This is a genomic window from Streptomyces sp. NBC_01410 (assembly GCF_045040195.1).
Taxonomy (GTDB): domain Bacteria; phylum Actinomycetota; class Actinomycetes; order Streptomycetales; family Streptomycetaceae; genus Streptomyces.
On the sequence record NZ_CP109530.1, the window covers coordinates 924,882 to 946,408 of the forward strand.

The window sequence follows — 21,527 nt, forward strand, 5'->3', positions numbered from 1 at the left end:
CCGCAGGCCCGGGACCGGTGCCGCCGAAACTCGGCGACATGCGTGCTGACGTGCGAAATCCTTACCGCGAGCCAAGATTGACGGATCGTCCGGGAGTCGATACGCCTGTAGACGAACACGACCCGGCAGGCTCGTCACGCACCATCCGTCCCTGGAGGCCGCCTTGCAAGGATCCGCCCCCGTACGAGTGAGAAGCGTCCGCCGGCGCATGCTGAGAGCGGGGGGCGCGGTGGCGTCCGCCGCCCTGCTGCTGCCACTGGTCTCGGCCGGTCCTTCGGCCACCGCCGAACAGCGCGCCGGCGACGGGCTGCAGAGCGACTTCGCCGCGGCCGCCGCGAAGTACCGGGTGCCGCAGAGCGTGCTGCTCGGCGTCTCGTATCTGCAGTCCCGCTGGGACACGCACGGCGGCGCCGCGAGCGTCACGGGCGGCTACGGGCCGATGCACCTGACGGATGCCAGGACCGCACTGGCCGAGGCGCCGCACCACTCGCACGGCGGCGAGGACGCGCGCGGCGACGACGCCCGACCGGCGCCGATGACCGCCGGGGCGGAGCTTCCGCAGGTGTCCGAACTCCCGGCCCGGCTGCGGACCATGGACCGGGCGGCAGAGCTGTCGGGGTACTCCGCCGGGCGGCTTCGGGACAATCCTGCCGCCAATGTGAGCGGTGGCGCGGCCCTGCTCGCGGACGCGCAGAAGAAGCTGGGCCGCCCGCTGAGCGAGGACCCGGCGGACTGGTACGGCGCGGTGGCACGTTTCTCCGGCGCCGACGACGTCGCGACGGCGACGACGTACGCCAACGACGTATTCGACGTGATCCGCACCGGCGAGTCGCGGATCACGGACAGCGGTCAGCGGGTCGCGCTCGAGGCCGACCCGGCCGTGGTCACCGATCCGGCGCAGGCGGCCGGCCTCGGGCTGCGGACGGCGGACGCGCGGAAAACGGAGTGCCCGCTGACCGTGGCCTGCGAGTGGATTCCCGCGCCGTACGAGGAGTTCGGCGACCACGACTACGGCAATCACGATCTGGCGGACCGGCCCGCGTCCCAGTCGGTGAAGTTCATCGTCATCCACGACACCGAAGGCTCCTGGGACACCACTCTCAAGCTGGTCCAGGACCCGGCGTATGTCTCCTGGCAGTACACGCTGCGCTCCTCGGACGGGCACATCGCCCAGCACGTGCCCCTCAAGGACGTGGCCTGGCACGCAGGCAACTGGTACGTCAACGCCAAGTCGGTGGGTCTGGAGCACGAGGGCTTCCTGGTCTCGCCGGACGCCTGGTACACGGAGGCGATGTACCGCTCGTCGGCCCGGCTGGTGAGGTACCTCGCGAAGAGATACGGCATCCCGCTGGACCGCCGGCACATTCTGGGACACGACAATGTGCCGGGCACGACGGCCGCGACGATCCGCGGGATGCACACCGATCCGGGCCCGTACTGGGACTGGTCGCACTACTTCCGGCTGCTGGGCCGCCCGTTCACGCCGACCGCGGGGCCCGGCAGCGATGTGGTCACGATCCGCCCGGACTACGCGCGGAACCAGCCGGTGTACACGGGCTGTGTGAAGCCCGCCGACGCCTGCGTGCCGCACGGCTCGGGTGCGGTACGGCTGCACACCGCACCCGCCGAGGACGCCCCGCTGGTCAAGGACATCGGTCTGCGCCCCGGCGGCGAGGACTCCACCACCGGCGTCAACGACATGGGCGCCCGGGCCTCGACGGGCCAGCAGTACGCGGTCGCCGGTCGCGAGGGCGACTGGACGGCGATCTGGTTTCTGGGTCAGCAGGCGTGGTTCCACAACCCGCGCTCACGGCCGACGGCGGTCGGCGCCCGGGGCGTGCTGCTCACACCGAAGCCGGGCGCGCCACAGATCCCGGTGTACGGGCGTGCCTACCCGGAGGCGGCGGCATACCCGGCCGGTGTCCCGGTGCAGGCGATCTCGCCGCTGCCGTACAAGCTCCTCGCCGGTCAGAAGTATGTGGTGGGCGACAGGATGCCCGGTGAGTATCTCTACGCGACGACGTTCGACACGGCCGGACACACGGTGGTGCGCGGCCAGGAGCCGTACTACGAGATCCAGTTCGGGCACCGGGTCGCCTTCGTGAAGGCCGCCGACGTGACCCTGGTGCGGTAGTACGCGAGCCGCGGTGCGCCATCGTTCGTGGGGTCCGGTGGCGCACCGCCCACGCTTCATGGGCGCGGATGTGCCGAAGGTGTCAGCCCTGCTGGAAGAGCTCCGCGGGCAGCGGCTTGAGCAGCGCGTACAGATCGTCGGTGATCGGCCGGTCCCAGCTGGCGATCGTGACGAGGACATTGTCGCTGCGGTCGAACTGCACGCAGGAGATACGGCTTTCGGAGAGCTTGACGCGGCGCACGATCAGGAGGTTGTCGCCCTGCATCACCGGCGTGTCCTCGACACCCACGACGTCGACGGGCTCGTCGTTCTCCAGCGCCAGCAGCAGCTGGGCCACCTCGAAGGGGATCTGTCCCTCTTCGAGCTCTCGGGCCGGCGAGCCTTCCGGCAGATTGCCGATGATCATCGCGGGGCCGCGGCCGCCGAACAGGTCGTACCGCAGGAAGACGCCCTGGCAGGTTCCGTCGGGGGCGGGCAGCAGACCGGCGCCGAGATTGCCGGGCCAGTCGCCCGGGTCCATGGCCAGGACGTCGAAGTCCGGGCCCGCGGGGGTGGCGGCGCTGCGGCGGCGGAGGAAGGACATACCGCCATGGTACGTGTCCGGGCGGGCCCGGCCGAGCCGGGGCCCGAAGCCTCTGGGACGCCGCCGGTCACCGTCCACGGCCGCCGTCCAGCCCCTCGGCCGGGCCCTTGCCGATGGCGTCCGCCAGGCCCGCCTCGTCGGTGCCCGCCTTGCGGTAGACGGCCGAGAGCAGCCTGGTCACGGTCTGCTCGTCGACGTGGAGGGCGACGGCGACGGACGCCCTGTCGCGGCCCTGGGCGGTGAGGACGGCGGCCGTCCGCTCGCGGGTGGTCAGCGCGTCGGTTTCGATGGCACGCAATCTGCGCGGGCGCAAGCCGGCCGCCGCCAGCTCGTCGCGGGCGGTGTCGGCGAGCCCGTCGGCGCCGCACTGTCCGGCGGCCTCCAAGCCTCGGTAGAGATACTCGGCGGCGTCCTTCGAGCGGCCCGTGCGGCGCAGCTGCGCGCCGAGGTCGACGAGAGCCCGGGCGAGTTCGTAGGCGGCCGGTGAGCGCTCCAGATGGGTGACCGCCTCTTCGAGGAAGGCGGTCCTTTCGGTGCCGCCGCAGACTTCGGCGGCCACCCGCAGGGCCTGGCCGACGACGGAGGCGGTGGCGAAGCGGCGGGCGCGCTGCACCGCCTCCAGGGCGGTCGCGCGGGCCCGCTCCGGCGCGTCGTGCACCTCGGCGAGGGCGAGATGGAGCTGCCAGGGGCACCAGGCGGGATTGCGCATTCCGCGCGGGTCGAGCCGCCTGCCCGCCGCGGCGAGTTCGACGGCCGCTTCTTTGGTACGGCCGCGAGCCAGCAGGAGCTCGCCGTACACGGTCTGGGAATCGGGGAAGGTCACGGCCGCGGGGAAGGGTTCGCCGAAGTCGTGGTCCTCGGCGACCTGTACCGCCTCGTCCGCACGCCCTCTGGCCAGCAGGACCTCGACGAGGGTGCCCAGCGCGTACCACTCGACGGGGGTGCGCGGCCCGACACGTTCGGCGAGCCGCAGCCCGGCCCGTACGAAGTCCTCCGCCTCCGCGAGACGCCCGCGCCGGAAGCGTATGTACGCGAGCAGGGTGTAGGCGAAGGAGAGATGGGCGCCGCGCCAGCCCTGGCGCTCGAACTCCGCGGTCCCGGCGGCGAAGAGCTCCTCGGCGCGGCCCGGCCGGTCGCCGTACATGAAGGTGAGCGCGACCAGCACGGGGACCTCGAAGCCGCGGTCCTCGACGGCCCAGCTGAGGCCGCCCTCCAGAGCCCGTTCGGCGTGGGCCAGCGCGACGCCCGCCGGTTCGGCGCGCAGCATGGCGTCCCAGGCGCGCAGCCCGATGATGTACCGCTCGGTGAGGTCGCGCCCGGTGAGCCGGTCGGCGAGCCGGGCCAGGCGTCGGGAGCGGGCGGGCGAGTCGGGCTCGTCGGCGCGGAAGGCGTCCCACATGAACTTCTCGGACTGCATCCGCAGCCGGGTGCGCGGATCGCTGCTGAGGCGGGCCTCGCGGGCGAGGGTGTCGGAGGCTTCGCCGAGGCGGTCGGAGTGCGCCAGTACCTGGGAGAGCCGGTAGACGATGCCCTGGCGCAGGGCCGGGTCGGCGACGGGCTCTTCGAGGGCGGCGCGCAGGTGGTTGACGGTGGTGGCGGGCTCGGTGAGCAGCGACGCGCAGCCCAGTTCGTACAGGACGGCTGCCCGGTCGTCATAGGCCGGGGGTTCGCGCAGGGCGCGGGCGAGATGACGGCGGGCGGCGTCGGGGGCTCCGGCGCGCAGCGTCTCGCGCGCGGCCTGGCGCAGATGGTGGACCACCCACGGGTCGCCCTCGGGGTGGGTCTCCATGAGATGGCGGGCCGCGGCCGTGGAACCGAGTCCGGCGTCGACGACGGACCAGGCGGCCTGGCCGTGCAGTGCGACGCGTACGGCGTCGGGGATGGCCCGGTAGACGGCGGTGGCGATCAGCGGGTGGACGAATTCGAGAGTGCCGTCGGCGGCCTGGGGACCGGTGAGGATACGGGCGTCGCGCAGCCGCTCGACGGCGTCGGCGGCCTCTTCCCTGCCGAGGCCGGCGACGTCGGCAGCGAGGTCGGGCCGGATCTCGGTGCCGAGTACGGCGCCGGCCCAGGCGAGGCGCACGCTGGAGGTGCCGAGGCGTTCGAGGCGGGCGATCAGTCCGCTGCCCTTGACGGCGGTTGCCAGATCGCGCAGGAGGTGGGCGCCCGACTCGTTGGGTTCGAGTCCGCGGTCGCTGATCTTGGCGGTGAGTTCGACGGCCTCGAAGGGGTTGCCCGCGGTGACGGCCCAGCATTCGCGGCAGAAGGCGTCGTCGGCGTGTGCGCCGAGCTGTTCGCGCACCAGTCGGCCCACGGCGGGCGCCGTGAGCGGTTCGAGGTCGATGGGGCGCTGTCCGGCCCGGCCGGGAAGACCGCGGAACTGCCGTGCGTGGTCGGGCAGTTCCTCGGGACGGTAGGCGACGACGAGCAGCATGGGCAGCTGTTCGGCCCGGGGCGCGAAGGCGGCGAGCCAGCTCAGCGACTCCGGGTCCGCCCAGTGGGCGTCGTCGAGTACGAGAACGACCGGGGCACGCTGGACGGCGAGATGGGTGAGGACCCAGTCGAGGCCGTCACGCAGGCCCTGGGGGTCGGGCGGGGCGCCCGCCTCGGCGGTGCACAGGCCGAGTGCGGGTCCCACGATCGCGTACCAACTCCCCAGCCGGAGCCGCAGGGCGGCGTCCGACGAACCGGCGAGCTGGGGCTGGAGCAGCTGGCGTGCGACATGGAAGGCGACCTGCTGCTCCTGGTCGCCGCCGCGGGCGGAGAGGATGGTGCAGCCCTTCGCCGCGGCACGGCGGCGCACCTCGGTGAGCAGGGTCGTCTTGCCGAGGCCGGCGTGGCCCGCGAAGGCGAGCAGAGCACCGCCCGGGCGCTCGGGCGGGTCCAGGTCGTCCGTGCTGAGGCCCGTCAGCTCGCCCAACGCCTCGTCCACGGCAGCCAGTTCGGCTTCACGCTCGTAGAGTCGACGCCTGGTTCTGCCGGCGCGTCGCGTCATGGTGCACCCCCACGGCCGGGGCGTACGCCCGGCGCGATGAAGGGGCTGCCGGACGGACGTCCTCAAGGCACCTCAGGGTACGCCCGCGAGGCCACGGGGGGAGCAGCCTTGACAAATGCGTTTATGCGAATCCCCGGTGGTCACGTCAGGCCGACGTCTGGGTGGAACCCATCCCGGGTGCGGCCGCACCGTTGATCTGCTCTATCGCCTGCCGTGCGTGCTCACCCGGGGTGCGACCGGTCAGCGACGACACGGAGGAGGGCGCGGCGACCTGGCTCCGCTCCGCGGGCCTCGCGTGACCCGCCGACCGTGTACGCAGCCGATGGCTGGCGGCCTCGTCCAGGCTCACCGGGCGCTGCATCTGGGCGGCCAGCCGGCTCGCCTCCTGCCCGAGTGCCGCGAGATCTTCCCACTGCAGGCGGACGACCAGGCGGAGTTCGGCCTCCCCGTCCGGGAGGGCCTGGAGGGGAGGAGTGACGGAGTCGTTCATGGGCTGTCCTCACGGTCTCGGAACGGAATCCTCGCGGGAACTCTGCGCACCCCGCATTCGGGGGTGCGCAGAGTGATACGGGAAACGCCCGCCGCGTGTTCAGTCCCGGATCAACTGCGTCCCGGGGGCAGCGGAGTCCTAGGTGAGGTCGAACTCCCCCTCGCGGGCGTTCAGGACGAAGGCGCGCCACTCGGCAGGAGTGAAGATGAGCGACGGGCTCTCCGGCCGGCCGCCATTGCGCATCGCGATGAAGCCCTCGACGAAGGCGATCTGGACGTCTCCCGTTCCCTGACTGCTGGACTGCCAGTCGGCGTTGCTGAGATCCAGTTCCGGCTTGTCCCAGCCCGAAAACCTCTGCGTGGTGGTCGTGCTCTCGGCCACGTCCGTGCTCCTCCCGGGTCGTCTCCGCGCCTCAGACTAGCGATCGTCTCCGGCCCGGGACAGGCCACGGAAGCAGGACCGCGGCCTGTCCTCGGTGATGCGTCCGGCGCCCGGCGGTCAGGTGGCGGGCGGTTCGGCGCCGACCAGCCACATGGAGAAGAACTGTGCCCCGCCGCCATAGGCGTGCCCCAGTGCTCTGCGAGCCCCCTCCACCTGGTGCTCGCCCGCCCGGCCGCGCACCTGGAGGGCCGCCTCGGCGAAGCGGATCATGCCGGAGGCCCCGATGGGGTTGGTGGACAGCACCCCGCCGGACGGGTTGACGGGCAGATCGCCGTCGAGTTCGGTGACCCCGGACTCGGTGAGCTTCCAGCCCTCGCCCTCGGCGGCGAAGCCCAGGTTCTCCAGCCACATCGGCTCGTACCAGGAAAACGGGACGTACATCTCCACCGCGTCGATCTCCCTGCGCGGATCGGCGATGCCCGCCTGCCGGTAGACATCGGCGGCGCAGTCCTTGCCCGCCTGGGGTGACACGAAGTCCTTGCCCGCGAACATGGTGGGCTCGCTGCGCATCGCACCGCCGTGCATCCACGCGGGCGGCCGCGGTGAACGAGCGGCGCCCGCACGGTCCGTGAGGATCATCGCGCACGCGCCGTCGGACGACGGGCAGGTCTCCGAGTAGCGGATCGGGTCCCACAGCATCGGGGACGCCTGGACCTTCTCCAGGGTGATGCCGTGCTCGTGGAGATGGGCGTACGGATTCTTCAGGGCGTTGCGGCGGTCCTTGTAGGCGACGAGGGAGCCGACCGTGTCAGGGGCGCCGGTGCGGCGCATGTACGCCCGGACGTGCGGGGCGAAGAAGCCGCCCGCGCCCGCCAGCAGGGGCTGCTGGAACGGGATCGGCAGGGACAGGCCCCACATGGCGTTGGATTCGGACTGCTTCTCGAAGGCGAGGGTCAGGACGGTGCCGTGCACGCGCGATGCCACCAGGTTCGAGGCGACCAGCGCGGTGGAGCCGCCGACCGAGCCCGCGGTGTGGACGCGCAGCATCGGCTTGCCGACCGCGCCGAGCGCGTCGGCCAGATACAGCTCCGGCATCATCAGGCCCTCGAAGAAGTCGGGAGCCTTGCCGATGACGACGGCGTCGATGTCCGCCCAGGTCAGCTCCGCGTCGTCCAGGGCCCGCCCCGCCGCTTCCCGGACGAGGCCCGCGAGAGAGACGTCCCGGCGGGCGGCGACATGCTTCGTCTGGCCGATGCCGACGACGGCCACGGGCTCCTTAGGCATCGGAGGCATCTCCTTCGAGTACGGCGACGAGGTTCTGCTGGAGGCAGGGGCCTGAGGTGGCGTGGGCGAGGGCCCGGTCGGACTCGCCGCGGTGGATACGGGCGGCGGCCTCGCCGAGCCTGATGAGGCCCGCGGCCATGACCGGGTTGGCGGCGAGGGCTCCGCCGGACGGGTTGACCCTCACCCTGTCGTCGAGGTTGAGGGCCCGGCGCAGGACGACTTCCTGCGAGCTGAAGGGGGCATGCAGTTCGGCGGTGTCGACGGGCCGCTCGAAGGCGCCGGCCCGTTGGGCGGCGAGCCAGGTGGAGGGCGAGTCCGTGAGATCGCGGACGCCGAGACTGTGGGCCTCGATGCGGTGGTCGATGCCACGGATCCAGGCGGGGCGTTCGCACAGCTCCCGGGCTCGCACGCCGGCGGCGAGGATCACGGCGGCCACGCCGTCGCCGACCGGCGGGCAGTCCCCGGTCCGCAGCGGCTGGACGACGTACTCTCCCGACGGGATCGAACCCTTCAGCTGGGCGTGCGGGTTGTCCGTGGCGGCGGCGCGGCTGCGGGCGGCTATCCCCGCCAGGGCGGGTTCGTCGGCGAGTCCCGCGTCGATCAGGGCCTGCGCCTGGAGCGCGGCGAGCGCCACCGAGTCGGGCCAGAGCGGGGCGAGGTAGTACGGGTCGAGCTGCCGGGTCAGCACATCGCGGACCTCACCGGGCGACGATTTGCCGTACGCGTAGACGAGCGCGGTGTCGGCCTCGCCGGTGAGCAGCTTCACCCAGGCCTCGTAGAGCGCCCAGGCGCCGTCCATCTCCACATGGGACTCGGAGATCGGCGGCCATGCGCCGACGCCGTCGAGGGTCATGGTGAAGGAGAAGGCCCGGCCGGCGAGATAGTCGCTGGAACCCGAGCAGGTGAAGCCGATGTCGCTGGTCTGCAGGCCTGTCTGACGCAGCACCTCGTGCAGGACCGGCATCACCATCTCGACCTCGGAGAGCTCGTCGCTGCGCCGCGTGTGGTCGCTCTGCGCGAAGGCGACGATGGCCACGTCCCTGGCGTATCGCATCACAGGAGCTCCTTGTAGGCGTCGTAGTCGGCGTCGGGCTCACCGGTGGGCCGGTAGTGGTCGGGGTGGCGGCTGCCGTCCGTCCACACGGGTTCGACGCGCAGGCCCATGCGCACCTGGTCGTAGGGAATTCCACCGATACGGCCGTGGAGTGCGAGGTCGGCTCCGTCGAGGGCGATGTGGGCGTAGACGTACGGCACTTCGATGTCGAGGTTCTTCGCCTTGATGTTGACGATGCAGTACGTGGTGACGGTGCCGCGTGGGCCGACCTCGACCTGTTCGTCGGTGGCGACCCCGCAGGTGGGGCAGGCGCCGCGGGGCGGGACGTACACCTTGCGGCACTGGGGGCAGCGCTCGCCGACGGTCCTGCGTCCGGCCAGTGCGTTGATGTACGCGGACTGGGCGCGGCCGGGAGAGTAGGTGTAATCCAGCCGGGCGGGAGCGACGATGCCGGTCACGGCCTCGGCGAACTCACCGCTGTGTGCGGTCGGTTGGGTGATGGGTTCGCTGTCGTACGGCTCGAAGCAGGCGATGTCGGTGATCGCTCCGGTGCGCTCCCCGGCCCAGCGGACACGGACGCGCATGCCGGTGCGTACGGCCTCGGGGCCGGGGGCATCGAGGACATGGAGGAGCGAGGTGTCGGCTCCGTCGAGCCGGACGAGCACCCAGGCGAAGGGTGCGGCCAGCGGCTGGTCGCGGCGCGGGGCAGGATTCCAGGCCCAGGTGGTGACGGTGCCGGTGTCTGCGACCTCGACGAGGTCGCGTATCTCCTCGGCGGTGACGGGGTCGTACTCGACGGGCGGCACGAGCACGGTGCCGTCGGCGGCCTTCACCCCGAGGACTGTGCGCTCGCGCAGCCCGGTGAGGAAGGCGGACTGGACGGGGCCGAGGGAACGGGTGAAGGGGAACTCGACGATGAGGGGGGCGGCGAGGAGGTGCGGGGCGGGGGTGGGGGACATGGGGGCTCCTTCTTCTGGGGGTCGGGTTGGGTGCGGCCGGGGCGCCTGCGGCGGGCTTCACCCCACCCCGCCCCTTCCCGAATCAGGGCTCCGCCCCGAACCCCGTATGCGACCTTCGGCCGCATGTCCTCAAACGCCGGACGGGCTGAATAATTCAGCCCCTCCGGCGTTTGAGGAGCGGGGGTCCGGGGGCAGCGCCCCCGGTTACGGGAAAGGGCGGGGCGGGGAAAACTCACCCCCGCCGATACACCGGCGCCCTCTTCTCCGCGAACGCCCGCGCCCCCTCCTTCGCGTCCGCCGTGTCGAACACCGGCCACCCCCGCGCCAGTTCCGCCGCCAGCCCCTCCGTCTCCGTCATCTCCGCCGTCTCGTAGACCGACGCCTTCACCGCCTCCACGGCGAGCGGCCCGCACGCGTTGATCTGTTCGGCGATGGCGAGCGCCTTCTCCAGCGCGGTCGTGTCGGGGACGACATGGCCGACGAGCCCGATGTCCCTTGCCTCGGCCGCACTGTAGGGGCGGCCGGTGAGCAGCATTTCCAGCGCGTGCGTGCGCGGGATCTGGCGCTGGAGCCGTACGGTCGAGCCGCCGATCGGGAAGAGGCCGCGCTTGACCTCGAAGAGGCCGAAGGTGGCGCTCTCGCCCGCGACCCGGATGTCCGTGCCCTGGAGGATCTCGGTCCCTCCGGCCACGCAGTACCCCTCCACGGCGGCGATCACCGGTTTGCGCGGGCGGTGGTGGCGCAGCATCGCCTTCCAGTGCAGGTCGGGGTCGGCCTTGAGCCGGTCCCGGTACTGCTCTCCTTCCATGCCTTTGCCCGCAAGAGCCTTCAGATCCATTCCGGCGCAGAAGGAGCCTGAGGCTCCGGTCAGTACGACGGAGCGGATCTCGTCGTCCTCGTCCGCCTCCAGCCAGCCGTCGTACAGGCCGACCAGCATCGGGAGCGAGAGCGCGTTCTTGGCCTCGGGCCTGTTCAGGGTGAGCACCAGCGTGGCGCCTTGGCGCTCCACGGTGAGGTGTTCGGTACCACCACGTCGTTCCATGTGCGGACCTCCGTCTCAAGACCTAGAACAGGTTGCAGGAGGCCGGGGTCCAGTTCAATAGTTTTCTGACAGTCAGTCAGATTTCTTCTGCGGCAGCTCTTCCCAGTTGCGCCCACCGGCGCTCTAATGACCGCCGGGCCGAAGTTCGCCGGGGTCAGGAGGAACGGTGGAGTACAACCTTGCCGACCTGTTCGAGTCGGTCGTCGACGTGGTCCCCGACCGCGAGGCGCTTGTGTACATCGACCATCCCGGCACGGGCGCGGAGCGCCGGCTCAGCTACGCGGAACTGGACGCGGCGGCCAACCGTGTCGCGCACCACCTCATCGACGCCGGCCTCAGGCCCGGCGAACATCTCGGCCTGCACCTCTACAACGGCGTCGAATATCTCCAGTCCGTGCTCGGCTGCCTCAAGGCCCGGGTCGTACCGGTCAATGTCAACTACCGGTATGTCGAGGAGGAGTTGGTCTATCTCTACCGGGACGCGGATCTCGCGGCGCTCGTCTTCGACGCGGAGTTCACGCAGCGGGTCGCGACCGCGCTGCCGCAGACGGACAAGCTCCGGCATCTGGTACGGGTGGGCACACCCCCGGACGGTGCGCCGCAGCTGGACACAGTCCCCTTCACCGAGGCCGAGGCGGCCGCGTCACCGGAGCGCGGCTTCGCGCAGCGCTCCGCAGACGACCTGTTCATCATCTACACCGGCGGCACCACGGGAATGCCCAAGGGCGTGATGTGGCGTCAGGAGGACCTGTTCTTCTCCGGCCTGGGCGGCGGCGCGCCGACCGGGGAGTCCGTCTCCTCGCCCGAGGAGCTCGCCGAGCGGGTGGCCGCGGGCGGCGACGGCATCACCTTCTTCCCGACTCCCCCGCTGATGCACGGCACGTCGACGCTGACCGCGTTCATCGGGTTCAACTTCGGCCAGCGGATCGTCATCCACCGCAAGTTCGTGCCGGTGGAGGTGCTGCGTACGATCGCGAAGGAGAAGGTCACCAGCGTGTCGCTGGTCGGCGACGCGATGCTGCGGCCGCTGATCGACGCGCTGAACGGCTCGATGAAGGGCACCGACCTCTCCTCGGTGTTCAGCGTGTCGTCGTCCGGCGCGATCATGTCCGAGACGGTGCGCGCCCAGTTCACCGCGCTCGCGCCGAATGTGATGCTGCTGAACAACTTCGGCTCGTCCGAGTCCGGCTTCAACGGCACCGCCACCGAGGACTCCGGCCCTGAGAGGGGCTTCAGGCTGCGGGTCAACGCCCGTACGGCGGTGGTCGACCCGGTGACGTACGAGCCGGTGAAGCCGGGCGAGCCGGGCCGCATCGCCCAGCGCGGGCACGTCCCGCTCGGCTACTACAACGACCCGAAGAAGACCGCCGAGACCTTCTTCCAGCGGGGCGAGGAGCGCTGGGTCCTGCTCGGCGACATGGCCACGGTCGACGAGGAGGGCATCGTCACCGTCCTCGGCCGGGGCTCGCAGTGCATCAACACCGGCGGCGAGAAGGTCTATCCGGAAGAGGTCGAGCAGGCGCTCAAGTCCCATCCGGATGTGTACGACGCGCTGGTCGCGGGTGTGCCGGACAGCAGGTGGGGCAACCATGTCGCGGCCGTGGTGCAGCTGCGCAGCGGCGCGCTCGCGCCGACCCTGGACGACATCCAGTCGCACTGCCGCACCCGGCTGGCCGGCTACAAGATCCCGCGGCAGCTGGTGATCGCGCCGGAGATCCAGCGCTCACCGAGCGGCAAGGCGGACTACCGCTGGGCCCGCACGGTCGCGGCGGAGGCGGTCGGCCTCTGAAGGCATCCCGGGCACGCGGAGCCACAGGGCACGCTCAGTCGGCGCCCGCCGTCGCGAGGATGCGCTCGCCGTTGAAGACGCCGAGCCGCTCCCGGTACAGCTCCAGCGGCACGCCATTCGGGTCGCGGATGTAGAGGCTGTCCTCGACCCCTCGGTCGGGCCCGAGATACTCGGTCTTCGACTCGTCCAGCGCCTTGCGGGCCGCATCGAACTCCGCCGCGCCCACGGACAGGGCCAGATGCTGTACGCCGCCGATCGTCTCCTTGATCGGCTGGTGCTCATGGCCGGGGAAGTCGAAGAAGCCGAGCAGATTGCCGTGGCCGATGTCGAAGAAGAAGTGGGTGGAGCCGCGGTAGTCGCGGTTCTCCACTATCTCGACCAGCGGGAAGCCCAGGAACTCCTGGTAGAAGCGGATGGTCTCCTCGACGTCGCGGCAGATGAAGGCCACATGGTGGATGCCGCGCGCCGTGGTCGGGGGCCGTTCCTCTATGGGGCGCAGATAGAGCTGCCGCAGCTCTTCCTGTCGGGCAAGGACGGCGTCGAGCTCGGCACCCTCGGGCTGGGGCATCACGGACTCCTTCTCGGAGGTTGTTTGCAGGTTTCAACTTCTATCCAGCATCTTCCCCCGTCAAGCGCCACTCAGCGCGCCGGAGGGGCACCCGGAAGCGGTCGTCGCGGACGCGATTGCGTGGATCACCCCCTTGCCAGGGACCGGGAGAGGTGGATTACTGATCCAGGAACAGCACGACCGAATGATCGGTCGTCCGGTTCGGGACAGGAGTAATCCGTATGACGGAAGCGGACCTGCTGGACGCGGCGGAGCGGCTGAGTCGCGAGGAGCTCGAGGCGCTGCAGCTGGAGCGGCTGCGGGCCACCTTGCGCCATGCGTACGAGAACGTCGGCTTCTACCGGCAGTCCTTCGACAAGGCGGGCCTGCGCCCCGAGGACTGCCGTACGCTCGCCGATCTCGGCCGCTTCCCCTTCACCGCCAAGACCGATCTGCGGGACAACTACCCCTTCGGGATGTTCGCGGTGGACCAGTCCCAGGTGCGCCGCATCCATGCCTCCAGCGGGACGACGGGCCGTCCGACCGTCGTCGGCTACACCGAGCGCGATCTGGACACCTGGGCGGACGTGGTGGCCCGCTCGATCCGCGCGGCCGGCGGCCGCCCGGGCCACAAGGTCCATGTGGCGTACGGATACGGGCTCTTCACGGGCGGCCTCGGCGCGCACTACGGCGCGGAGCGGCTGGGCTGCACGGTGATTCCGGCCTCCGGGGGCATGACCGCCCGCCAGGTGCAGCTCATCACGGACTTCCGCCCCGAGATCATCATGGTGACGCCGTCGTACATGCTGACGATCCTGGACGAGTTCGAACGGCAGTGCGTCGATCCTCGTACGACGTCGCTCAAGGTCGGCATCTTCGGCGCCGAGCCGTGGACCGAGGAGATGCGGCGCGAGATCGAGGAGCGGTTCGCGATCGACGCCGTCGACATATACGGACTGTCCGAGGTCATCGGGCCCGGCGTGGCGCAGGAGTGCGTGGAGACCAAGGACGGGCTGCACGTCTGGGAGGACCACTTCTATCCGGAGGTGGTCGATCCGCTCACCGGTGAGGTGCTGCCGGACGGGGAGCACGGCGAGCTGGTCTTCACTTCGCTCACCAAGGAGGCCATGCCCGTGATCCGCTACCGGACCCGGGACCTGACACGGCTGCTGCCCGGTACTGCCCGGGTCTTCCGGCGGATGGAGAAGGTGACCGGGCGCAGCGACGACATGGTGATCCTGCGCGGGGTGAATCTCTTCCCGACCCAGATCGAGGAGATCGTGCTGCGTACGCCGCATGTCGCGCCGCACTTCCAGCTGCGGCTGACCCGCGAGGGCCGCCTCGACGCGCTCACGGTACGTGCGGAGGCGCGCGCCGAGGCCACGCCCGAGCAGCGGGAGGCCGCCGGGCGGGCGATCGCCGCGGCAGTAAAGGACGGCGTCGGGGTGTCGGTCGCGGTCGATGTGGTGGACCCCGAGACCCTGGAACGGTCGGTGGGCAAGATCAAGCGGATCGTGGACCTCAGGCAGAAGTAGGTCCTGCGGCAGTCGGTCAGGCGGAAGCGAAGCGGTCCCGGAGCTCCCGCTTGAGGATCTTCCCGCTGGCGTTGCGCGGCAGCTCGTCCACGAACAGGACCTTCTTGGGGGCCTTGAAGTGGGCGAGCTTCTCGCGTGCGTGGTTGATGAGTTCGTCCTCGGTGACCTCGCCGCGCGCCACCACGACGGCGGTGACGGCCTCGATCCAGCGCTCGTCGGGCAGGCCGATGACGGCGGTCTCGGCGACGGCGGGGTGGGTGTAGAGGGCGTCCTCGACCTGGCGTGAAGCCACCAGCACTCCCCCGGAGTTGATGACGTCCTTCACCCGGTCGACGACGGTGAAGTACCCCTGGGCATCCCGCACCGCCAGGTCGCCGGAGCGGAACCAGCCGTCGCGGAACGCCGCTTCGCTCTCCTCGGGCTTGTCCCAGTACCCCTCGCACAGCTGCGGCGAGCGGTAGACGACCTCACCCGCGGTGCCGTCGGCGACTTCCTTGCCTTCCTCGTCGACGACCTTCGCCTCGACGAACAGGACCGGACGGCCGCAGGAGTCCATCCGGCCCTCGTGTTCGTCCGGGCGCAGCACGGTGGCGAGCGGGCCGATCTCGCTCTGTCCGAAGCAGTTGTAGAAGCCCAGCTCCGGCAGGCGCTCGCGGAGCTTTTCGAGCACGGGCAACGGCATGATCGAAGCGCCGTAGTAGGCCTTGCGCAGTCCGCTGAGGTCGCGCGTCGCGAAGTCCGGGTGGTTGGAGAGGCCGATCCACACGGTGGGCGGCGCGAAGAGACTGTCGGCGCGGCCCGCTTCGACGGGGTCGAAGATCTTCTCCGCGTCCGGGCCGTCCAGGATGGTGTTCTCGGCGCCGACCGCGAGATACGGAAGCAGAAACACATGCATCTGGGCGGAGTGGTAGAGCGGCAGCGAGTGCAGCGGCCGGTCGCTCTCGCTCAGATCGAGGGCGGTGATGGCGCTGACGTACTCGTGGACGAGCGCCCGGTGGGTCATCATCGCGCCCTTGGGCTGGGCGGTGGTGCCCGAGGTGTAGAGCAGCTGGACCAGGTCTTCGGTCCCGGGCTGCCGCTCCGGGGTGAAGTCGCGGGGTGTACGCAGCTCGGCCAGCAGCGAGCCGTCCGCGTCGCGCAGGGGCCTGACGGGCAGTCCGCCCGGCAGCCGGGGCGCGAGATCCGGGTCGGCGAGGACGAGGGCGCTGCCCGACTGCTCGACGATGTAGGCGAGATCGTCGCCGGTGAGGTTCTGGTTGACCGGGACATGGACGAGTCCCGCGCGTGCGCAGCCGAGGAAGCCGATGAGATACGCGTCGGAGTTGTGGCCAAAGGAGGCGACCCGGTCCCCCGTGCGCAGGCCGTGGCCGGTGAGGACGGCCGCCGCCGTGGTGACGGCGGCGTCGAGTTCCGCGTAGCTCCAGGTCCGGTCCGCGTAGCGCAGGGCGGTGCGGTCGGGGGTGCGCTTCGCGGTGCTCCGTACGACGGAGTCGACTGTGTTGCTGCGTACAGCTGTCATGGCGCGATCCTCGGCGGCGGCGACCTGAGGGTCAAGGCCTCGGATACCGAACGGGATGTTGACAGCGCACGCCCCGGCTGACTGCATGGACCAACCCGCTTTCAACGCAGTCCTGTTGGGAGGCACGTTGCTCTTCCGCACCCGCCTGAGACGGCTCGGGCTCGCTTGCATCGCCCTGGTGACCGCAGCCGCCGTACTGCCGCAGGCCGCGGCCGCCGATTCCGGTGACCGGCACGGCCGGCATCCTTCCGGCGGTGGTCTGTCGGCCGTCATCCGCTATACCGAGCATGGCGTTGCGCATATCGTCGCCAAGAACTACGCGAGTCTCGGCTTCGGCACCGGGTGGGCGCAGGCAGCCGACCAGGTATGCGTCCTGGCCGACGGTTTCCTCACCGTGCGCGGCGAACGCTCGCGCCATTTCGGCCCCGACGCGGCCCCCGACGGCTCGCTCTCCTCGGCGGCCAGGAACCTCTCCAGCGATCTCTACTTCCGTGGTGTACGAGACGCGGGCACGGTGGAGAAGCTGCTCACGACGCCCGCGCCCGCAGGCCCGGGACAGCAGGTCAAGGAGCTGATGCGGGGCTGGGCGGCCGGTTACAACGCCTGGCTGAAGCAGCATCGCATCACCGATCCGGCATGCAAGGACGCCGACTGGGTGGGCCCGGTGACCACGCTGGACGTGGCCAGGCGCGGCTTCGCCGTGTCGGTGCTCGGCGGCCAGGGACGCGCCGTCGACGGCATCACAGCCGCGCAGCCGCCGGGTCAGGCCCCAGTCGGCGCGCCCGACGCGGCCGCGACGGCGAAAGCGGCCCGGGACCTGTTCTCCGCCGAGAGCGCCGACATGGGCTCCAACGCCGTCGCGTTCAGCGGCAGTACGACCGCGAACGGGCGTGGCCTGCTGCTCGGCAATCCGCACTACCCCTGGCAGGGCGGACGCCGTTTCTGGCAGTCGCAGCAGACCATCCCCGGTGAACTGAACGTCTCGGGCGCCTCACTGCTCGGCACCGCCGTCGTCAACATCGGCTTCAACGACAAGGTGGCGTGGAGCCACACCGTCGCGACCGGCGTGACGCTCAATCTGCATCAGCTGACACTGGATCCGGCCGACCCGACCACGTATCTGGTGGACGGGAAGCCGGAGCGAATGACCAAGCGGACCGTCAGTGTCCCGGTCAGGGACGGCGCCCCCGTGACGCGTACGCAGTGGTGGACGCGGTACGGCCCGGTCGTCACCTCGCTCGGCCCGACGCTGCCCCTGCCCTGGTCGGCGACGACCGCGTACGCGCTGAACGACCCCAACGCGAGCAATCTGCGCGGCTCCGACACCGCTCTCGCCTTCGGCAAGGCCCGCTCCACGAAAGACATGCTGCGGGCGCTGCGGCGTACGCAGGGGCTGCCGTGGGTGAACACCATCGCCGCCGACTCCAGGGGCCATACCCTCTTCTCCCAGGCGCAGGTCCTGCCGCGGATCACCGACGAGCTGGCGCAGCACTGCTCGACGCCGCTGGGCAAGGTGACGTACCCCGCCGCGGGTGTCGCCGTCCTGGACGGCTCGCGCGGGGACTGTGCGCTCGGCTCGGACCCGGACGCGGTGCAGCCGGGCATCTTCGGCCCGTCGAGGATGCCGACGCTGAAGGACGCTCCGTACGCGGAGAACTCCAACGACAGTGCCTGGCTGGCCAATCCCGACCGGCCGCTGAGCGGCTACGAGCGGGTCTTCGGCTCCTTCGGCACACCCAGGTCGCTGCGTACCCGGGGCGCGATCGAGGATGTTGCGGCGATGGCCGGGAAGGGCGGGCTGACGGTCTTCGATCTGGAGAAGCAGCAGTTCGCGAATCGCGCGCCCGCAGGGGACATGGCGGCTGCGGACGCGGCGAAGGCATGCACGGCCGTGCTGCCCGGCGACACCGAGGCGTGCTCGGTGATCGGGCGCTGGGACCGGACGATGAACACCGACAGCCGCGGCGCGCTGCTCTTCGACCGGTTCTGGCGGGGGCTCACGGCCAGGGTGCCGGCGGCACAGCTGTGGCAGGTGCCGTTCTCGGCGGCGGATCCGGTCCGTACGCCCCACACGCTCAACACCGCCTCGCCCGGCTTCGCGCAGGCCCTGACCGCGGCCGTCGCCGAGCTGCGCTCGGCCCGGATCGCACTCGATTCGCCGCTGGGTGAGCACCAGTTCGTCGTACGCAACGGCAAGCGCATCCCCGTCCACGGCGGCACGGAGAGCCTCGGCGTCTGGAACAAGATCGAGCCGCTGTGGAGTCCGGCGACGGGATATACAGAGGTGGCGGCGGGCTCCAGCCATATCCAGGCGGTGGGCTGGGACGGCGGCCGCTGTCCGGTGGCCCGCACCCTGCTCACGTACTCCCAGTCGTCGAACCCGAACTCCCCGCACCACAGCGACCAGACCGAGCTGTTCTCGGGCGAGCGCTGGGTGACGTCCCGGTTCTGCGAGCGGGACATCCTGCGCTCGCCCGCACTGAAGGTGGTGTGGGTCAGGGGCTGACGCGGTTCAGTGGCCCGGACAGCGGGAGCGCTGTCCGGGCTCACATCGCGCGCTCGTGGCCCTCCCAGTACGGCGCGCGCAGCCTGCGCTTGTAGAGCTTGCCGTTCGGGTCGCGCGGCATGACCTCGATGAAGTCCACCGTCTTGGGGCGTTTGTAGCCCGCCAGTTGACGTTCGCAGTGGGCAAGGATGTCGGCTGCGAGTGCAGCGCCAGGCTCATGGCCCTCGGCCGGTTCGACGACGGACTTGACCTCTTCGCCCCAGTCGGCGTGCGGGATTCCGAACGCTGCCGCGTCCGCGACGGCGGGATGGGTCAGCAGCACCGACTCGATCTCGGCCGGGTAGATGTTGACGCCGCCGGAGATGATCATGTCGATCTTGCGGTCGCGGAGGAACAGATAGCCGTCCTCGTCGAGGATGCCGAGGTCGCCGACGGTGAAGAAGTCGCCGATGCGGTTCTTCCTCGTCTTGGCCTCGTCCTTGTGGTAGCTGAAGCCGCCGGTGCTCATCTTCATGTAGACGGTGCCCAGTTCACCGGGCGGAAGCCGGTTGCCCTCGTCGTCGAAGACGGCGAGTTCGCTGATGGGCCAGGCCTTGCCGACCGTGCCCGGCTTCTTCAGCCAGTCCTCGGCGGTCGCGAAGGCGCCGCCGCCCTCGCTGGCCGCGTAGTACTCCTCGACACAGGTGCCCCACCAGTCGATCATCGCCCGCTTCACATGATCGGGGCAGGGGGCCGCGCCGTGGATGGCATGCCGCATCGACGAGACGTCGTAGCGCTCCTTGACCGCGTCGGGCAGCGCGAGAAGCCGGTGGAACTGCGTCGGCACCATATGCGTGTGGGTGCAGTCGTACGCGTCGATGAGGCGCAGCATCTCCTCGGGCGTCCACTTGTCCATCAGGACCAGCGGATGCCCGATGTGCAGCGCGGCGCCTGCGAACTGGAGTACGGCGGTGTGGTAGAGCGGCGAGCAGACCAGGTGGACGTTGTCGTCGAAGGGCCTGATGCCGAAGATGCCGAGGAAGCCGCCGAGGTAGGTCTCCTCGGGGAGCTTGCCGGACAGCGGTCGGCGGATGCCGCGCGGGCGTCCGGTGGTGCCCGAGGTGTAGTTCATGACCCAGCCGAGCACCCGGTCCTCGGGCGCCGACTCCGGCTGCCCGTCGAGGAGTTCGGCGTACGGGCGGAAGCCTTCGACCGTGCCCACGGCGTAGCGGTGGCTCGCGGGGAGCTTCGCCTCGTCCGCGGCGGCGGTCGCGGCGTCCGCGAAGCGCTCGTGCGCGATGAGCACCTTGGCGCCCGAGTCGGCGACGATCCAGGCGATCTCGGGGCCCACGAGATGGTGGTTGACGGGGACGAGATACAGCCCCGCCTGGGATGCCGCGAGGTAGGCGGTGAAGAACTCGACGCCGTTGGGCAGGACGACGGCGAAGGAGTCGCCCTGCTCGAGACCGGCCGCACGCAGGCCGTGGACGAGCCTGTTCACGGCCGCGTCCAGTCGCCCGGCGCTCCATGCCTCGCCGTCCGGTGCGATCAGGATCGTACGGCCGGGGTCGGCGGCGGCCTGGGCCCAGAAGCCGTTGAGCTCACTCACGACTGGCTCCTTCCGGCGATGCGGTTGATGCGGTCGACGGCCCGTTCGAAGCCCCGGGTCAGCTCGTCGAAGAGCTGCTGCACACTGCGTTCGGAGTTCATCCGGCCGACGATCTGGCCGACGGGGGTGCCGAGCAGCGGGCCCACTTCGTACTTCTGGATCCGCGATACGGCATCGGCGACGAGGAGGCCCTGCAGCGGCATGGGCAGGGTGCCGGGGCCGTTCGGGTCGTCCCAGGCCTCGGTCCACTCGGTCCGCAGCTGGCGGGCGGGTTTGCCGGTCAGGGCGCGGGAGCGGACGGTGTCGCCGGAGCCCGCGGCGAGGAGCTTCTCGGTGAGCGCCCGGGAGTGGAGGTCGGCCTCGGTGGTGGTGAGCCAGAGGGAGCCGAGCCAGGCGCCCTGCGCGCCGAGGGCGAGAGCGGCGGCGATCTGCTCGCCGCTGCCGATGCCTCCGGCGGCGAGTACGGGAAGGGGGTTCACGGCGTCGACGACCTCGGGCGTGAGCACCATGGACGCGATCTCACCGGTATGGCCGCCCGCTTCGTAACCCTGGGCAACGACGATGTCGATGCCGGCGTCTGCGTGGTGGCGTGCGTGCCTGGCGCTTCCGGCGAGGGCCGCGACGAGGATGCGCCGGTCGTGGGCGCGCTGGACGACGTCGGCGGGCGGCGAGCCGAGGGCGTTGGCGAGCAGCGTGATCGGATAGTCGAAGGCGACGTCGAGCTGGCGGCGGGCGACCTGCTCCATCCATCCGGTGATCCGCCAGCCGGACGCCTCGCCCTCGGGGAGCTCGGGGACGCCGTGCTTGGCGAGTGTTTCCCTGACGAACTGCCGGTGGCCCTCGGGGATCATCGCCTCGACATCGGCCTCGCTCACGCCCTCGACCTTCTTGGCGGGCATGACGACATCGAGGCCGTAGGGCTTTGATCCGGTGTGCTCCTGCATCCAGTCGAGGTCGCGTTTGAGGTCGTCGGGCGCCGTGTAGCGGACCGCGCCCAGGACCCCGAATCCACCGGCCCGGCTGATGGCGGCGGCCACCGCCGGGAACGGCGTGAAGCCGAAGATGGCGTGCTCGATTCCCAGTCTCTTGCTCAGCTCCGTCTCCATGGGCCGCAGGATGCC

16 protein-coding genes are annotated in these 21,527 nt (G+C 70.7%); 4 read left to right on the top strand and 12 right to left on the bottom strand.

All coding sequences use genetic code 11. From position 1 onward, the window contains the following. The first annotated feature begins 208 nt into the window (after positions 1-208). Positions 209-2,134 (top strand): N-acetylmuramoyl-L-alanine amidase, encoded by a 1,926-nt coding sequence (locus OG741_RS04285; RefSeq protein WP_405595296.1) that lies wholly within the window; start codon positions 209-211, stop codon positions 2,132-2,134. A gap of 82 nt (positions 2,135-2,216) precedes the next feature. Here OG741_RS04285 and OG741_RS04290 read toward each other — a convergent pair whose 3' ends face one another. The 8 genes from OG741_RS04290 to OG741_RS04325 all read right to left on the bottom strand — a co-directional run bounded on the left by OG741_RS04290 (position 2,217) and on the right by OG741_RS04325 (position 10,922). Then, positions 2,217-2,717 (bottom strand): hypothetical protein, encoded by a 501-nt coding sequence (locus tag OG741_RS04290; RefSeq protein WP_266485066.1) that lies wholly within the window; start codon positions 2,715-2,717, stop codon positions 2,217-2,219. 67 nt (positions 2,718-2,784) lie between these two features. Continuing rightward, a complete protein-coding gene (locus OG741_RS04295) occupies positions 2,785-5,712 on the bottom strand; it encodes an ATP-binding protein (RefSeq protein WP_405595298.1) in 2,928 nt (975 codons plus the stop codon). A gap of 145 nt (positions 5,713-5,857) precedes the next feature. Further along, positions 5,858-6,202 (bottom strand): hypothetical protein, encoded by a 345-nt coding sequence (locus OG741_RS04300; RefSeq protein ID WP_405595300.1) that lies wholly within the window; start codon positions 6,200-6,202, stop codon positions 5,858-5,860. Positions 6,203-6,340: 138 nt separating this feature from the next. After that, the gene (locus tag OG741_RS04305; protein ID WP_266485060.1) at positions 6,341-6,583 is read right to left on the bottom strand and encodes a DUF397 domain-containing protein; all 243 of its coding nucleotides are present in this window, start codon (positions 6,581-6,583) and stop codon (positions 6,341-6,343) included. Between the two features lie 117 nt (positions 6,584-6,700). Beyond that, positions 6,701-7,867, bottom strand: coding sequence for a thiolase domain-containing protein (locus OG741_RS04310; protein WP_405595302.1), 1,167 nt, complete (start codon positions 7,865-7,867; stop codon positions 6,701-6,703). Beyond that, positions 7,860-8,921, bottom strand: coding sequence for a thiolase domain-containing protein (locus OG741_RS04315; protein ID WP_405595304.1), 1,062 nt, complete (start codon positions 8,919-8,921; stop codon positions 7,860-7,862). Before OG741_RS04315 ends, OG741_RS04310 begins: the two co-directional genes overlap by 8 nt. After that, positions 8,921-9,880, bottom strand: coding sequence for a Zn-ribbon domain-containing OB-fold protein (locus tag OG741_RS04320; protein ID WP_405595307.1), 960 nt, complete (start codon positions 9,878-9,880; stop codon positions 8,921-8,923). The genes OG741_RS04315 and OG741_RS04320 overlap by 1 nt, the downstream gene beginning before the upstream one ends. A gap of 232 nt (positions 9,881-10,112) precedes the next feature. Then, positions 10,113-10,922, bottom strand: coding sequence for a crotonase/enoyl-CoA hydratase family protein (locus OG741_RS04325; RefSeq protein ID WP_405595310.1), 810 nt, complete (start codon positions 10,920-10,922; stop codon positions 10,113-10,115). 166 nt (positions 10,923-11,088) lie between these two features. On the opposite strand from OG741_RS04325, the gene OG741_RS04330 reads away from it, so the two are divergent. Next, positions 11,089-12,711: an acyl-CoA synthetase gene (locus OG741_RS04330; RefSeq protein ID WP_405595312.1), complete on the top strand. Its 1,623-nt coding sequence runs from the start codon at positions 11,089-11,091 to the stop codon at positions 12,709-12,711. Positions 12,712-12,745: 34 nt separating this feature from the next. Here OG741_RS04330 and OG741_RS04335 read toward each other — a convergent pair whose 3' ends face one another. Then, on the bottom strand, positions 12,746-13,279 hold the full coding sequence (locus OG741_RS04335) for a VOC family protein (protein WP_405595313.1): 534 nt from the start codon (positions 13,277-13,279) through the stop codon (positions 12,746-12,748). 221 nt (positions 13,280-13,500) lie between these two features. Between OG741_RS04335 and paaK the strand changes: the two genes are divergently transcribed. Then, positions 13,501-14,793, top strand: coding sequence for a phenylacetate--CoA ligase PaaK (paaK, locus tag OG741_RS04340; RefSeq protein ID WP_405595314.1), 1,293 nt, complete (start codon positions 13,501-13,503; stop codon positions 14,791-14,793). A gap of 16 nt (positions 14,794-14,809) precedes the next feature. Here paaK and OG741_RS04345 read toward each other — a convergent pair whose 3' ends face one another. Next, the gene (locus OG741_RS04345; protein ID WP_405595316.1) at positions 14,810-16,312 is read right to left on the bottom strand and encodes an acyl-CoA synthetase; all 1,503 of its coding nucleotides are present in this window, start codon (positions 16,310-16,312) and stop codon (positions 14,810-14,812) included. 85 nt (positions 16,313-16,397) lie between these two features. Here OG741_RS04345 and OG741_RS04350 point away from each other — a divergent pair, with 85 nt between their 5' ends. Then, complete coding sequence (locus OG741_RS04350) at positions 16,398-18,818, top strand: penicillin acylase family protein (RefSeq protein ID WP_405595317.1); 2,421 nt, start codon at positions 16,398-16,400, stop codon at positions 18,816-18,818. Between the two features lie 40 nt (positions 18,819-18,858). Here the strand turns inward: OG741_RS04350 and OG741_RS04355 are convergent, their stop codons facing one another. Together OG741_RS04355 and OG741_RS04360 are read right to left on the bottom strand one after the other, a co-directional pair. Then, on the bottom strand, positions 18,859-20,406 hold the full coding sequence (locus tag OG741_RS04355; protein WP_405595318.1) for an acyl-CoA synthetase: 1,548 nt from the start codon (positions 20,404-20,406) through the stop codon (positions 18,859-18,861). Continuing rightward, the gene (locus tag OG741_RS04360; RefSeq protein ID WP_405595319.1) at positions 20,403-21,512 is read right to left on the bottom strand and encodes an NAD(P)H-dependent flavin oxidoreductase; all 1,110 of its coding nucleotides are present in this window, start codon (positions 21,510-21,512) and stop codon (positions 20,403-20,405) included. Before OG741_RS04360 ends, OG741_RS04355 begins: the two co-directional genes overlap by 4 nt. Positions 21,513-21,527 lie beyond the last annotated feature (15 nt).